At 39.6% G+C, this 17,144-nt stretch carries 5 protein-coding genes; 2 read left to right on the top strand and 3 right to left on the bottom strand.

Going from position 1 to position 17,144, the window contains the following annotated elements; translation table 11 throughout:
- Positions 1–165 precede the first annotated feature (165 nt).
- Both DR017_RS03505 and ric read left to right on the top strand, forming a co-directional pair.
- On the top strand, positions 166–12,387 hold the full coding sequence (locus tag DR017_RS03505) for a T9SS type B sorting domain-containing protein (RefSeq protein WP_040361385.1): 12,222 nt from the start codon (positions 166–168) through the stop codon (positions 12,385–12,387).
- Positions 12,388–12,996: 609 nt separating this feature from the next.
- Complete coding sequence (ric, locus tag DR017_RS03500) at positions 12,997–13,719, top strand: iron-sulfur cluster repair di-iron protein (protein ID WP_002680102.1); 723 nt, start codon at positions 12,997–12,999, stop codon at positions 13,717–13,719.
- A gap of 56 nt (positions 13,720–13,775) precedes the next feature.
- Here the strand turns inward: ric and DR017_RS03495 are convergent, their stop codons facing one another.
- The 3 genes from DR017_RS03495 to DR017_RS03485 are packed head-to-tail and all read right to left on the bottom strand — an operon-like array spanning position 13,776 to position 16,996.
- Positions 13,776–14,828 (bottom strand): phosphatase PAP2 family protein, encoded by a 1,053-nt coding sequence (locus DR017_RS03495; RefSeq protein WP_002680168.1) that lies wholly within the window; start codon positions 14,826–14,828, stop codon positions 13,776–13,778.
- On the bottom strand, positions 14,825–15,427 hold the full coding sequence (locus tag DR017_RS03490; RefSeq protein WP_002680146.1) for a PAS domain-containing protein: 603 nt from the start codon (positions 15,425–15,427) through the stop codon (positions 14,825–14,827). Before DR017_RS03490 ends, DR017_RS03495 begins: the two co-directional genes overlap by 4 nt.
- An 18-nt stretch (positions 15,428–15,445) precedes the next feature.
- Positions 15,446–16,996 (bottom strand): glycine--tRNA ligase, encoded by a 1,551-nt coding sequence (locus DR017_RS03485; RefSeq protein WP_002680202.1) that lies wholly within the window; start codon positions 16,994–16,996, stop codon positions 15,446–15,448.
- Positions 16,997–17,144: the final 148 nt, after the last annotated feature.

Genomic DNA, 17,144 nt, shown 5'->3' with positions numbered 1-17,144 from the left:
TGTATAATTGTTATTGCACTCTCTAAATATACTTATCTGCTTGTAAACACAATATTTGTTTTAACATTTACCAAAATTAGATTTTGCAGTTTCATTGGAAATGTGTACTTTTGTGCATTAAAGTACCATTGTGTACTATCGTTTCAAAATAGCATTTATAGCATTATGAAAAAGTTTTTTCTAACAATTTTCTTACTACTTATGGCAATGGGTGGGCTCAGCGCTCAAGCATTGAACTTAAACAACTTCACCACAAATGTTACCAATGGGCAATGTAGCTCAGATGGTAAGATAGCCGTTTCACTATTAAATAATATGGCTCCTTCAGGAAGAAAGGTGCAGGTGAAGCTTGATGTGCCTGGAGATCCCGTAGGTCGTACCCAGCCCCTTGAAGTTGGGGTAACAGGTAAAAACTCTTACACTTTCGATTTCCTAAAAGCGGGTACCTATACCGTTACTGTCATAGATGTGAACACCAATAAAAACGCATCTAAGGTAGTAATTGTAGCTTCCGATTACGTATCTCCTGAATTTGTAACAGGAAGTTTGATTGCCGAATCTCCTAGTTGTACAGGGATAGATTATGATGGTAAAATATCTTTTAAAATACCAGCAGGTTCTAAAGGACCTTTTGTGGTAAAACTCTCTAAAGGAGGCACCCTTATATATAATCAAACCCATACCAAAGCTAATATAAATCAAATATTAGCTATTGCTATACAAGGTACTGCTACACAGCAAATTAAATCAGGAAAATATATCCTTACCGTTGAAGACCAAGCTGGTGGTGTAGCCAATTGTGGAGAAACTGTAAGAAGAGAAATAGAAGTCCTTTCTTCTAATAAAGGTAATCCTGCTTGTATGGAGTTTGAACTCAATGGCGAAACAAGTACTTTGTATTTGGATCCTAAAACCTGTAAATTCAATATGTCTTTTGCTCTTAAACGTAAAGACAATGTGGATATATGGGGCTTAGAATCTCAAATCAAAGCAAACCATAATGCTGCTATATTAAAGGTGTATAATGCAGCAGGAGTGCTAAAAAACACCTATAATATCTCTAGCACCTATCAAAATGCTTCAAGAATTAATATATCTTACTCCTACTCCTTTATTACCAATAATATAGTAGCTCTTGAAACTAATGATGTTGTAGAGCTTACTATCAATGTAGGAAAAACTCCTATTGTTAAAAAATTCAAACTTGATGAAAACCTTGTAAATGTAATTAAAAACAGAACTACTATCAACGATGTAGCTCCTGGTGATGGTCATTTTACCTATTTAGATAGAAGTGGTTCGAGAGTTATCGAAGCAATAGATCGCTCCGATTTAGCTGTAGACCCTGCTGTTCCTTGTCCTCCAAGTGGAACAAAACGCTATATGTTGGTAAGAACTTATTTCAGAAAATTAAGGCTTCCTAACCCCGATAACCCTACTGATAAAACTTATATAGGATATTACAACTGGCAAAGTTTCCCTGATTCTGATTGGTTACCTAACCCAACAGCTCCAGGGGCTAAGGGTTATTACTATGAAGTCTATAAATTTACTGGTTCGGGTAATCCAAGCCTTAACAGTACTTATCAAGGAGGTCAAATAAGCGATCCTAGCAAATGGCAATTGCTCACCCCAGGTGTTGATTTTAATTGGATAAACAATAGTGGTACTATCTATGCCGATTTAACTGCTAAAGGCGATGGTTGGTATAAAGTTAAATATAAAACAGTAGGTTCGGGCATACAACAATGTTTTGAGCCTGAACGTGTTGCTGAAATAAAAACAACTCCTACTAAAATAGCAGAACGTTTTGATGGTATGGAAATCAATAGAGGTGCTTATAAAGGTACTGTTTCTATCCGAAAATGGTTAGCTGCTTATCACTATAACTACCCTATCACTGTAAAAATAGATTATATGGATGATGGTAAATCAGGTACCACCCGTACTTTTGATTTCCAAACAAGTCTACCTTTTGAGGCTACTAAAACAGTTACATATACTTTCCCAATGATCAAAACGGTAGATAATCCTGATACTTCTAACGGAACCAAACGTTTTGAATTTGGTGATATCCCTCCTGGTAACTATAATATTACCGTTACTGATAACTGTGGTAATACAGCTTCTAAACAATACAACCTCGATACTCCAATGCAATATAGCAAAGAGAGTGTAAAAGTAACTCAAGGTTGTCAAGGAACAGCTCAGTTGTCTTATGAAGTAGACTCTAATCCTATTGCTACAGTTTCGAAACTTCTTTTTACCTTACGAAAAAAAGATCCTGTTACAGGGCAATACCAATGGTTAGGAACTGCCTATCAAACCCGAAATCGTAACCACACTTTCAATAACTTGGTAAGTGGAGAATATGAATTATCGGTATCAGGATTTTATCATGCGCGTATTAAAGAAACCTATGACTATGGAAAACCTAATCAAAGAGATTACCTAGCCGACCCTACTTCTTTACTAAATGGATATAGCGAAGTGCCATCACCAGATGCTGTGCGCCCTTCTGATCCCGCAGGTAATGGAACTATAGGTTATCACGTAAGCCGCTCATACTATACTATCAAACCTAATGGAGAACTACAACGCGATGTAGTAGGTACTTCTTGCGATGCTTCTTCTGGTTCAGGTATCATAGCGGTACATATCAAAAATCCAGACTATATCCGCTACCCTCTTACCTTTATACTCGAAAAAGGTGGTACTGTAGTTAGTCAAACTACTTTCCAAGAAGACTCTAAAGCTACTGGGGTAACTTTTAAAAACCTTACTGATGGTCAATATGTAGTTAGAACTATTCACGCTTGTCAAAGTAATATGTTTGATACAGCAGTCGTGAATACTAATAGTTACACACACCCTGGAATTAGAGCCGTAGCACGTACTACAAACCCTTGTAATGGTGATATCGTGGATCTTACTTTCGGAGGTTCTACTCAGCTCTTTGACATTGAGTGGTTCCGCATAGAAGCCGATGGCACCGAAACCTCATTAGGCTTTACCCAAACCATCAGCGATACGGTAAACCGCGATACTAAATATGTAGTGCGATATAAATTGCAAGACGCTAACTTGTGTGTAAACCGCACAGGAGAGTCTTCAGTTACAGTACAATTTACTAAGGATACTATACCTCCTGTAATCACTGGTTGCCCTACTTCTACTATTGTAGTAGATGCCCTTTCTGCTCAGTGCTATGGGGTGCCTACTTGGGGCGTGGTAACTGCTACCGATAATTGCCGTATTGGCACTTGGAGTCAGTCACACCAAAGTGGTGAGCGTTTCCCAGTAGGAACTCACACAGTTACTTATGTGTTTAAAGATACATCAGGTAATACCGCTACTTGTACTTTTAATGTAATAGTGAGATCACGTGCCGTGAAAATGGCTGTGAAAACTGATTATGTAGATGATGCAAGTCCAGCGAACGTTATCAACCGTGATTTAGGTCTTACCGAATCTTTGAACTATCGCATACGTTATAAAAATGAAGGTACTGCCAATGTAACTTCTGCTACATTGCAAGTTACATTGCCTAATCACCCTAATGTTACAGTAGGTACTCCTATACTCTCAAAATCTGGACCTACTATCTTTAAAGCTACGGTAATAGCCACTACCTCTAATACAATTACATTCAATATCCCAGCTGCCTCTGTTACCCCTGGTGGTGATGAGAGAACTATACTCATTCCTCTTACCCTCAATGGCGATTGCGCCGAAGTGGGTAAACCTTGTATGAACTTGCTCACATCTACCTATTCATTCACTTATGTAAGTGGTTTAACAGGCTGTACAATTCCTGAGCAAACTAGCACAGGTTCTAAAACAATTGCTATCTCTACGCAAAACTGTATCCGTAACGAGTTAGTTTGTAGCGATGGTGCAGGAGGTATCAATACCTTCCGTATACAAGCAACACCTGGATTTGTTGAGTACAAATGGTATATGAACAATGTGTTACAACCTAACCCGCTCAACCTCTCCTATAAAGATGCTACCCAAACAGCTACCTATAAAGTAGAGAAAATAGCAGTGTGTGGTGGTGTAACCTATACAACTACCGAGGTAATACAATTGCAATCTCCTCAAGATATGTCCGACCCTATCAAACCTCAATCTAATGGTGGTGATTTGTGTTTGGACAACAATATCTGGGTAAGCCACTTTATCTTGTGTAACCAGCCGTCACGCAATATAGTGGTGAACTTTAGAGACAGCAATTTTGTATGGCAAAAACTTAAATCTGGTTTTAACCCAAGTAGCTTGAACTGTCCTAATGTCGATGATTCAGCTTGGGAAGATATACATTCCAATAGAACCTTTGTAGCCAATGCTGCAGGTCATTTCCGTTTGCGTGTAACCAACCCTAATGGTTGTAGTGCTAACTTCTATTTTGATGTATTCACTAATTCACTCAGCGGACAAATATTAGATTCAGGTCCAGTAACTAACTTTGTACAAGGTTTCATCAAAGTACAAATGGCTACTGCTGGAATTACATATAAATATGTGTTGAAAGATGAGTACGGCAACGTGGTAAACCAAAACGGCCAGCCATTTGTCAATACCACTCAGTCTGAATACGCAGTTCCAATTGCAGCACCTGGTGATTATACAGTAGAAGTAACTTCTCCTGCTTTGCCAGATTCTTGTAAATTGATATTGAAACAAAAAATCGAAAAGAAAATCACCGTTACTGCCAAAGCAACACCTAAGGCTTGGAAAGGTTGTAACCTCCGTACTATACGTTTCGAAGCATCAGGAGGTAAAACACCTTATAAGTTTGCTATTTGGAGTATAGACGGTGTAGTTCAAAATGGTTATACCGATTATAATAGTGTACCTGCTTCTGCTTTCGTAGCTACTATCCCTGTAGGTTCAAGTTTCGTAGAAGCCGATGTACATATCGATCAACCTGGTAAATATGTGTTCATCGCTCGTGACGATGTAGGAGCACACGCTCTTACCCCTGAAGTAGATATTTATCCTGAAAACTTCTTGGGTTATACCATCAAAACACGTGATATCCTTTGTGGTTTTGCCGATAATACAGGTCAGATTTCAGTAACCTATAATACAGTACAGAACGTAAGAACATCTCTTTATAAATACGATGGCTTCGGCGGAAAAACATTTATAACCGAAAATGGTACAGGTTTCTTCTCCGATCTTACTGCAGGTAGATACGAAATCGAAATTAAAATAATAATGGGTTCTGTAGCAAGTGCTGTTTGTACATATAGAAATCCTAATGTCGTAATCAAAAGTATAGAAAGCACTTTGCGCGCTTATGCAGGGGTGTTAGAAGATATCTCTTGTGATACTGCTACACCTTCACAATACAAAGTGCGTATCAACAACGTGAGTGGTGGTACTGGTAAAGGCTATGAATATAGTGCCAACAATGTAACCTATAGCACTAACCCTGTGTTAATGGTAGGTTCTACAGCTAGTGTGGTATATGTACGCGATAGCAATAAATGTACACTCGAAATTCCTATCTCTATCCGTCCGATAGTACCTCCTACAGTTACCGCTACTACAGTGAGCTACGATTGCGAAGGTAAAGGTACATTTACAGTAACTGCCAACCCTTCAGGTAACTACCAATATAGAATTATAAAAGACGATGGTACGCTTAGCGAAACTCGTACCTCTAATGTCTTTACACTCAACCCAGGAATATATAGCATCGAAGCAATCTATACACCTGCTTCAGCTACAGGTACAACACCTAATATCTTGTTCAAAGAAGACTTTGGTAAAGGTGCTGATACTTGTGATTCCGAGTCGATATTTATCACTTGTGCCGCTGGTGCTACTACCTTGGGTGACAACCAATATATGATCACTCGCCAAGTGCCTACCGGTGGAACCAACTGGGTAACAACCCCTCCTTCCGATGCTTCTGGCGTTACCGATGGTCGCTATTTAGCTATCAATGGGGTAAGCCCTGATAACAACGAGGGGGTTGTATATCGCCGTACTATTAATGATATAGTACCAGGCAGTGACTTAAAAGTATCTGTGAAGTTGTTCAACTTGTTGCCGCCTTCTTTTGTAGGTGGTGCTAACCCTAACTTGATGATACGCCTCTATAACCCTGCAAATCCATCTCAAGGAATACAAAAATCCTTAGGTGAATTGCAACGTACAGCTTCTTGGGTACAAAAAGAAGTAACTTTTGATGGCGCTGACATCAACTTTAGTAGTATCCGATTTGAAATTAGAAATACCACAGCTGCATCTATTATAGGTAGCGATTTAGCGGTAGACGATATCGTAATTTCACAACCTACAAAACTATGTACAATTCGTACCGAAGGTATTTCAGTGAAAGTAGAAGGTAATAGAGCCTTCAAAGTTCGTGGCGTTGCCACCGATGAAAAATGTGGAAAAGATGATGGTTCAATCCGTTTAACAGTCGATAACCCTGCTGGTACTTCAGTACAATACCACGTGGCTGGGGCTACTGTTTGGACACCATTAACTCTTACCCCAATCACAGCTACTCAAGGTGTAGCTACCATCACAGGATTGAGCGCTGTAAACAATGGCACTCTCTATGTACGTCGTACTTCCGATCCTTCTTGTGAAACAAGTATCAACTATACGATTAAGAAACCTGTGCCGCTCACCGTTACAGCTACTGTTACAGCTCCTGTAACTTGCTTGAATACTTATGCTTCTGTACGCTTTACAGGTACAGGAGGTGCGAGACCTTACAACAAATTTAGCTTCTCACCTCTCACTGGTAGCACACCTGCGGCTAATAAAATAGCAAATAATAATGAAGTCGACTTTGATCTTACCAAAGGTACTTACATTATCCAAGTGGAGGATGCTAACGGCTGTACCGCTACAGCTACACTCGAAGTCCCTGATGCAAAACCTCTACAAGTGGAAGTGCTTGATTTAGAACCTTGCTTCCCTGGCGCTAACGGCGGACGCTTACAACTGAAAGCAACTAGCGGTAATGGCGAATATAAGTTTAGTAAAGATGGCGGCGCAACTTTCGAAAATGCGGCACCTAATAGCAATTCTTATATATTCGAGAACCTCTCTGCAGGTACTTACAACTTTGTAATTAAAGATGGTGCTGATTGTCAAACAAGCACTACTTATACAATCGATAACCCATTGCGCATACAAGTAGCTCCTGTCAATCCATTAACTTGTGTGGCAAATAGCGAAGCTGAGTTCAAAATTACTTATACTGGCGGTAAAGCAGGTACACGTGAGTTCTTGTGGAGCCATACACCTACTACCGGATTTACTACTGCAGTAGGTACTGGTATGACCTTGAGCCAGTCTAGTAATGTGTTTACGTTCAAAACTAAAGTAGAAGGTGACTATTACTTTAAAGTGCGTTACCAAATGCCAAATGGTGATTATTGCGAGGTAGTTTCTACCAAACAAGAAGTGAAAGTAGTATTGCCTTCATTTGCCGTAACTCCTACTGTAGAAGATGTGAGCTGTGCAGGTGCTAATACTGGTAAAATACGCATCAACCCTACAAGTATAACAGGTGGTGTACCTCCTTATACCTTGTTAGTAGACGATGGTCTTACTACTCAACCTCATCCAGTAGCCGATATCACTGGCTTACACCCTGGTACTTATACCATTACAATACAAGATAATATCTCTTGTAAATCAGTGCCAGTAGGCTTTACAGTTTCTGAAGTAACTGCAATGGTAGCAAGTGTTACTCATACACCTATAACTTGTGCTTCTACAGGTACTCAATTAGCAACTGCCGAAGCGGTAGTTACCTTAGGCGGTACAGCTCCGTACAAGTTTACTTTAGTGAAAAACGGTGCTGATGTACAATCAAGTACTAATATACAACGAAACACAATTGTACCTTACAACAATTTGGATATCGGTAATTACCAAATAGTAATAGAAGATGCCAAAGGATGTAAATATACTCACAACTTCGTAGTTAATTCTAAAGCCAATGGTTTAGATGTACGTGGAACAAGCGTTATAGGTTGTGCAGGAAATACCGGTGAAGTAGCTGTTTCTGTATACGATAACACCGGTGGAGTAATTAGAGAAGGTCAATACATAAGTGTATATCACCAAGGTATGCAAATCCCTTATGGAGCAGCCGGAGGACAAGTAACAATGCCTGATGGTCACATTTGGTATCGCGGTGGAGCAGTAGTCTCTACCACCCTTTCTGATGGTACTGTAGTACAAGCCTCTACTTATACTTATACGGCTTCTGCACCAGGGGTAGTACCAGGGGTTACTTATACCTTTATAGTGTACGATTCTAATACAAATTGTACCTTTACTAAAGAAGCTAATATCCACGTTCCTACTCAATCTACATTGAGTGTAACCGTTAACGGAGTAGCTTCTACTACTTGCGCCGATGCAAATGATGGTAAAGTATTTGTAAACTTGAAACACTGGCACGCAAGTACTACCAATATAACTTATAATATATATACTTATCCACCTACGCACCCAGGTCTTACTAGTCCTGCGGCAGGAGTAACAACAGGCTCTATACCTGTAACTGGATTTACCCCTGCAGTTGGTAGAGATGTAACTATAGAAGGTGTGCCTGCAGGTCGTTACTTTGTACTCTTTACCGATGCTAGTGGTTGTTCAATGGGTAGCAAAGAGTTTACTATAGGTAAATCTACCTCATTGCTCACTGTTACTGCTACAGTAACCAAATTAGCAAACTGCAAACAGCCTGCTACAATAGGTTTGGGTAGAATAGCGGTAGAAGCTGCAGGAGGAACTGCTCCTTATCAGTACTACTACCACGATTTGGCTACTCCAGCTCCTACAGGTACTGCCTTAGACAATGCACTTGCAAACTCTGTTGATGGTGCTGCTAAGAATGTAGGATCAGGTAACTGGCAAATATTTGTAAGAGATGCCAATGGTTGTACACGAAATACAACATTGGTAGTAGGAATGGATCCTCAACCATCTATTGCTAAAGTGAATGTACACGATTCTTGTAACGACAATGCCGATTATCCTATAAGTGTAGTATTCAATACCATAGGAGTAGGTCAAAATCAATATAAGATTGATGGTATTACTAACTGGCAAAATATCACAGTAGCTACCGAAACTACATTGCCTATACGTTTAGCACCTAACACCTCATCTTACACTATTTCGTTCCGTGATGCTAATGGTTGCGAAACTAGTACTACTTTCAAAGTAAATGAGATGATTAAGTACAAGGCTTCTCATACACCTATGTACTGTGGAGGTTCTGCTACCACTACTATCAATATAACTAATATTACAGGTGGTTCAGGAACTTACAAATTAGGATTGTATAGAATTGTAGATAAAGGTACACCTGATGAGCGTGCTGTAACTGTTGTATCTCCTAAGGATATAACTGGTAACTCTGACGCAATCACCACAGGTTATGGTATTGGAAATTATCGCATCCACGTATATGATAAAGTTACTTTTGGCACTTCAGCTGAATGTGCTAAAGTAATGGACTTCAACGTGGTATCTCCGCAAATACCACAATTCGAAGTACTTTCAGTTTCAACACCTACTTGTGCTGGTGGAACAGCAACGATACGTTTGAAAGCAACTCCTGTAGATGTAGCTCCTTACACTTTCAATATAGTTGAAAAAACTTCGGGTACTACTCCAGCAGGTGTAACAATCACGCCTAATGTGAACTATGTTACTATTACTGGAGTACCTTCAAGAGGTGTTACTTTAGGAGGATTCGACTACTATATCTCGGCTCAGTCTGCTTATAGTTGTACAACTACTATCACCGTGAACGTTACTTCACCTGATAGAATAGATATTGTAGCCGATAGCTTTACTAAAGAAAATTACGAATGTGTAATAAACAGCAGTGGATTCCCTACAGGTGAAACTACTTTCCCTAAACTCCATTTAGATATGTCAGGAGTTATAGGAGGAACTAATAGCTATACTCGTGTAGAGTTTAAAGAATCTCCTTCAGGCAATGTAGTGAACCAACAACCAATAGTAGCTGGTGTAGCTAAGTATACTTACGAGTTGCCTAACTACCTCACCACTACTACCAGCTATTATGCTGAAGTATATGATACTAATGGATGTTCAGCTACAACCACTGTACAAACAATTTCGGCTACACTTATAATGAGTAGCTTGACAGCAGTTCAAACACAACCAAAAACTTGTGCTGTGGACGAATCGTTCAGTGTAACAGTAAGTACAACTACTGTCTACAACAATGAACCAATAGAGTACAGTATCTCTAAAGTAGGTTGGCCAGGAACTATTGCAGCACCAGTAATGCGTAATTCACTTACTTGGACTGCTACAATCAGTGAACCAGGTAACTACATCATCAGAGCTAGAAATACTGATACCAATTGTGAAGTAACGGCTAACTATAGCGTGTTAGAACCTAACACTCTATTGCTCGAAGCTAAAGATCCTAAACGCATCACTTGTAAAGGTGGTACAGGTGAAATCACCTTAGAGCTTACCGATACTCGTCTTTCCGATGGTGATCAAGTAGCAAATGGTTTCAACTATGTGATAACACCATTACCTATAGGAACACCTATCACAGGAACATCACCATCAGGTACTTTTGTTCACACAGGATTACCTGCAGGTCACTATAAAGTGGAAGCTACTTCACCGCTCACAAGTTGTAGTGCTATAGCTACCTTCGAACTTGTAGAAGCTGGCGATCCTATTACCGTATTCGCTAAAGAAACACGTAGTGTAACTTGCGATAACAACCGTGGTGAGATACTTGTTACCGTATCAGGTGGTTGGGCTCCTTATACAGTGAATATACAAGGTGGTGCTATCACTCGTCAAAAAACCATTGCGTTAGATGGCGATAGCGTATTGTTCGACAAATTGAGTGCTACTGGTACTCCAGGTGGATCACTTACTTACAACATCACCATCACCGATGCTTGGGGTTGTAACGTAGCTTCTGGTACTACTAGTGTAACCTTGTTAGACCCCGATCCTATTGCAGCAACTATCAGTGTTACACAACACCTCACTTGCTACAACAGTACCGATGGTATCATCACTGTATCGGGTACAATAACAGGTGGTTCAGGAAGTTATTACTTCACCTTGATAAATAATGGTACAGGTGAGATATACGGACCTCAAAGTGATAATCCTAAGTTCGACAACCTCCCTGATGGTGTCTATACTTATGAAATTATGGATACTTGGGGCTGTAACCTTAGAACAACAACTTTAGAGATTATCAAACCTAAACCAGTAACAATTTCTGTAGTTACAAGCACTACCGAATTGCAAGTGTGCTATGGAGGTCACGATGCCTCATTCGAGTTCACTGTACAAGGTGGACGTCCTCCATACGATGTGAAGATATATCCTAAGAATTCTGGCACACCTCACCACGTACAAACAGGTGTAGTTTCTAACACCGTACGTACTACAGGTCTTTACGCAGGTGAGTGGAGAGTAGAAATACAAGATGGTAGTGCTAATGGAGGTTGTACAATGTCACCTACTTACATATTCAACGTCGATACAGCTCCTGATTTAAATGTAGATCTCGAGGTAATCAATAGCTGTAAAGACAACAAACCTTATACTGAGTTAGAAGTACGCTTTAAAGATGAAGTAGACGTAAATAAGATTACGTATAGACTCAACGGAATAGGCGCTTATAAGAGCTTAGGAAAAGGTGTGGGTAACCAAACGAATGTATTCCGCATTGCACCACCAGATTTGAATACTAATATTCAAACTCAAACTATAGAACTTGTGTATGCTAACAAACATTCTATTACCCAAACCACAAGAACTTGTGTAAGTACACCTACTACTTTTGAAGTAAATAAAGTAGAAAAACTTAAACTTACAAGAACTCCTACTACAGTAGTGAATACCTTGCAAGTAGAAGGTAAAGACGGTGTTAAACCATATCGTTATGTATTCAACGGTGAAGATTACGATACTAAAAATGTATACGAACTCAAAATCACCGATCCTGATTACATAGACCCAATAAGCGGAAAAACTAAGAAGAAAGTAGATGTACAAGTAATCGATGCTTCTGGATGTACAGCCTCTGCAACATTCTATGAAGAATACTTCGATGTAATGATACCTAACTTCTTTACACCTAACGGTGATGGAGTGTACGACACTTGGGCTCCTATGCACGTTGAGAAGTATCCGTTCATCCGTTCTACAATCTTCGACCGCTTTGGTCGTCGCCTCAAAGTCTTGAGAGCTGGAGAGGCTTGGGATGGTAAGTATGAAGGTAGAGATATGCCTACTGGAGACTACTGGTACATCGTAGAACTCACCGATGAGTTTGATACCCGTATATTCAATGGTAACTTCACCCTCTATCGTTAATGATAAATTGAACAAATCATAACAAAACAAAAAAAGCTGCCCGAAAAAGGCAGCTTTTTTGTTTATCTCTTATCTCTTACCTCTTACCTATAAAAAAAGGCTACCTAATCTCTAGGCAGCCTTTTTGAATTTAATAATAAAAAAGAAAACTTAAAAATAAAAATTATGAAAAAAACTTTTTGTTTTATGCTTTAACTTTTTATACACAATTGTATTTTGGTTTATATGGCTATGAAAAAGTCACTCTTTCTTTCATTTCTTTATCTTGACGGCACAAAGATACATCAAAAATATGAACTACCAAACTTTTTCTTAAAAAATATTTAAAAATATTTAAAAGGATTATTAAAAATAATGATTTTTAACTGCTAAAAACGCATTAAAATCTTAATTATATTGATTTTTATACAATAAAATACCTTTTCAATTGCAAAGTATCTAAATATAATGTTAAAATATTGCTGAAAATTAAATAGTGTTAAAATTTGACTTTCATAGTTTTTCCCTTTTTATTTGTTGGCACTTTCTATACAAATCTAATAAAAAGATTTTAAACACTTTTATTATTCAAAATACTTTTGTATCTTTGCACCCTAAATTTAAATCACTATGAGTATATCAACAAACAAAACCATTGGCGAAATTGTTGCCGATGACTTCCGCACAGCGGCTATATTTAAAAAACACGGTATCGACTTTTGCTGCAAAGGCGGTCGCTCTATAGACGAGGCTTGCGACAAAAAAAACGTAGATAAACAAGCTCTCATCAACGAATTAGAAGCTCTCCCTAAAGGCAATAGCAACGAAGTAGATGTACGTGATTGGCCTCTCGACCTTTTGGCTAACTATATTGTACGTATTCACCACCAATATGTGCGCGACAAATCTCCTATGCTCTTGCAATTTTTAGATAAATTATGTCGTGTACACGGCGATCGTCATCCCGAGCTTTTTGAAATCAATCGTATTTTCAATGAGAGTGCGCAAGACCTCGCATCCCACTTTGTAAAAGAAGAAAATGTACTTTTCCCTTTTATCGAAAATCTTGTGAAAAAACAACAATCAGGTGAGGCTCTTGGCGAAATACCTTTTGGTACAGTAGAAAATCCAGTAGCTATGATGATGCACGAACACAGTGTAGAAGGTGAGCGTTTTGAAGAGATTGTAAAACTTACTAACAACTATACACCTCCTGCCGATGCTTGCAACACTTACAAAGTAACTTACCAAATGCTCCAAGAGTTTGAAGCCGATTTAAATCGCCATATCCACCTCGAAAACAATATCCTTTTCCCTAAAGCCATCGCTTTAGAAAAACAACTAAGAGGCTAATAACAAAAAAAGCTGTTCAGCAACCGCTGAACAGCTTTTTTCTTATCTCTTACCTCTTATCTAAATCTAATATTTACCCCTACTAACTGATAGCCGTCCCAAGTATTGGAAGTGCTAAATTCCCAATGATATTTTTTAGGGTTGAGAGCATTTACTTCTTCTGTTTTTACTTTAGTAATACGTCTGTTAGCAATCGTTTTACCAGTGATATACCCCACGAATAGGGCGATAGGGTAATCGGAAGCCCAGTGTACTTTACTTTGCATCATCTCGTAACACATCAAACCTAAAGCAGTGTAACCTACGGGCTTTATCCATTTGTAATCGGGATAGTTTTCGGCAATCACCGTAAGTGCGGACATTGCTGTAGTGAGGTGTCCTGAAGGCATTGCATCGTAGTGAGGCGTATCCTCTTGATAGGCTTTAAAGCTGGGAGCAAACGTCCAATGGCTGTGCCAACGCCCATCGTTAGCCGTAATAAACGGACTCTCGCGCCCTGTGAGTCGTTTGATAGGTTGCACAAATGCCCCTGATACGATAATACTTTCTAATATCTGCATAGCAGTACTTTTGGCGCGATAATCACCTGTGATGAGTCCATAGGTAGCCATCCCCCCACTGATGATGATAAAAGTAGTACCATTCCCTATGAAGTATAAAGCAGAATTTACATCGGCAGGGACGATTTTTAAAAAACCTAATTTCTTATAAGTATGCGCTTCATTTAGTCCTAAATTCTCACCCAAACTTCTACTTTCTCTAATCAGCCAAGGGTCGGCAGGAATAAGTGCCGCAGTAGCACCAATAGCCGCCAATCCGTAAGGGTAATTTGGTTTAGACACCATCTCCACCGCCGATTTTCCTATATTACGCGGTATCTTGTTGAAGATATCTACAAAGCGCGGTTTTTTGTACTCATAAGTGAGGTGCTTATTGATTTTGTAGCTTCTGTTAAATGAACAATAATTAGTATTAACCATTTCCAGACCTCCTTTTTCCAAATTATCAAATAAACTATCCAATACACTTTCAGGAATAGAATCAGTTTCCTGCGAAAGGGCAGGGGAGAGGGGGAAAATAATAAGGAAGAGTAATAAAAGGTATTTCATTGTATCAAATCATTCAAAAAACTATCAGTGTTTTCGTTGTTGTAGAAGGCTTTGATTTCTTCAGCGTTTTCTTTGAGCAACTGACGGATGAAAGCATCGTAGGTAGTTTTGCGGTCTTCTAAAAAACCGTTGAAATAACGTTCGCTTACTTCCAAACCATTGGCTTTTTCAATCTTTAAGAGTCGTTCGTACAAAGGGGCTATATGCTCGCTGATGAGTGCTTTAGGCAATGCTTTGCGGTGTGATACAAAGGCAGTAATCTCATCGTGTTCATCACGTACGATTTGAAAATTGGTGATTACCCAATAATAACGTCCACTTTTAGAAAGATTCTTGATGATAGCGTGGAAGTTGTTACGCCCTTTAAGGTTGTCCCACAGTATTTTGAATACTACTTTGGGCATATCGGGGTGGCGGATAAGGCTATGAGGCTGGTCATACAACTCAGCCTCGGTATAGCCTGATACTTCCTGAAATGCCTTATTGGTTTCCATTATATGCCCGTGCTTGTTAGTGCGACTCATCAGGGTAGTGGTTTTATCCCACAACACTTCTTCGTCTATAGGCACAGGACGGTTAATTGTTGGATTTTCAGTCATTTTCTTACCTCTTATCTCTTACTTCTTATCTAATTTGTGCAGCCAATTGCGCATATCCACTTCTTTAGCAATGGTAGCGCGCAATTCGGGGATGGCAATGCGCACTTGCTCCATAGTGTCGCGGTGGCGCAAAGTAACGGTGTTGTCTTCCAAAGTTTGGTGATCAACAGTCACACAGAAAGGTGTACCTACGGCATCTTGGCGGCGATAACGGCGACCTACGGCATCTTTTTCGTCGTAAGCTACATTGAAATCGTATTTTAACTCGTTCACTATTTGCTCGGCAACTTCTGGAAGTCCGTCTTTTTTGAGCAATGGCAATACGGCTACTTTGGTAGGCGCCAACACAAAAGGCAAACGCAAAACGGTGCGGGTATCTCCTCCTTCTAAGGCTTCTTCTTGCAATGAGTTAGAGAATACCGCAAGGAACATACGGTCAAGCCCGATAGAGGTTTCGAGTACATAAGGAGTATAGCTCACTTTTTCTTCAGGGTCAAAGTATTGCATTTTTTTACCTGAATATTTCTCGTGGTTACCAAGGTCAAAATTAGTACGAGAGTGGATACCTTCTAATTCTTTGAAACCAAATGGAAAACGGAACTCAATGTCGCAAGCTGCATCGGCATAGTGAGCGAGCTTTTCGTGTGGGTGGTAACGATAGTTTTCTTCACCCATACCGAGCGATAAGTGCCATTTGAGGCGGGTTTCTTTCCAATACTCATACCATTGTTGTTGGGTACCTGGTTTGATGAAGAATTGCATTTCCATTTGTTCGAACTCGCGCATACGGAAGATAAATTGGCGCGCCACAATCTCGTTGCGGAAGGCTTTACCTGTTTGGGCAATCCCGAAAGGAATTTTCATACGCCCAGATTTTTGTACGTTGAGGAAGTTTACAAAAATACCCTGAGCGGTTTCTGGGCGCAAGTATAAATCCATAGAGGCATCGGCAGAGGCGCCTATTTTGGTGCCGAACATTAGGTTGAACTGTTTTACATCTGTCCAGTTGCGTGAACCTGTTTCCGGGTCGGCAATTTCGAGTTCTTCGATAAGGGCTTTTACATCGGCGAGGTCTTCTTTCTCAAGCGATTTGCCCAAGCGGTGTAATATTTCTTCACCGCGTTGTTTGTATTCTAACACACGAGGATTGGTAGTTACAAACTGCTCGCGGTCAAAAGCATCGCCAAAACGTTTTTGAGCTTTAGCAATTTCTTTTTCAATTTTATCGTCGAGTTTGGCTACGTAATCTTCTACGAGCACATCGGCGCGGTAGCGTTTTTTAGAGTCTTTGTTATCAATCAGTGGGTCGTTGAAAGCATCCACGTGTCCAGAAGCCTTCCACGTAGTAGGGTGCATAAAAATAGCAGCATCGATACCCACAATGTTCTCATTCATCTGCACCATTGCGCGCCACCAATATTCGCGGATATTCTTTTTGAGTTCAACGCCATTCTGACCGTAATCGTACACGGCACCAAGTCCGTCGTAGATTTCACTGGATGGAAAAATAAAGCCATATTCTTTGGCGTGAGCAATAACTTTTTTGAATTGATCGTCTGTATTTGCCATATATTCAATTGATTTTCAGTTATAAAAATAGATTGAGTTTCGTTTGAGATTGAAAATAATTGGACAAAGGTACTATTATTTTTTGGAAAAAGGAGTATCTTTGCCGAAAAAGTTGTTGTAATTGTGTTTTTTAGCTAACGAATCACGA

Source organism: Capnocytophaga sputigena, from assembly GCF_900446695.1.
Taxonomy (GTDB): domain Bacteria; phylum Bacteroidota; class Bacteroidia; order Flavobacteriales; family Flavobacteriaceae; genus Capnocytophaga; species Capnocytophaga sputigena.
Note: the sequence above shows the minus strand (reverse complement) of the source record. Positions and strands in the feature narration are given on the sequence as shown.

What these genes read in the sequence shown, in the direction of transcription:
- DR017_RS03505 (WP_040361385.1), top strand. Translation starts at nt 166, where the DNA reads ATGAAAAAGTTTTTTCTAACAATTTTCTTACTACTTATGGCAATGGGT.
- ric (WP_002680102.1), top strand. Translation starts at nt 12,997, where the DNA reads ATGAGTATATCAACAAACAAAACCATTGGCGAAATTGTTGCCGATGAC.
- DR017_RS03495 (WP_002680168.1), bottom strand. Translation starts at nt 14,828, where the DNA reads ATGAAATACCTTTTATTACTCTTCCTTATTATTTTCCCCCTCTCCCCT.
- DR017_RS03490 (WP_002680146.1), bottom strand. Translation starts at nt 15,427, where the DNA reads ATGACTGAAAATCCAACAATTAACCGTCCTGTGCCTATAGACGAAGAA.
- DR017_RS03485 (WP_002680202.1), bottom strand. Translation starts at nt 16,996, where the DNA reads ATGGCAAATACAGACGATCAATTCAAAAAAGTTATTGCTCACGCCAAA.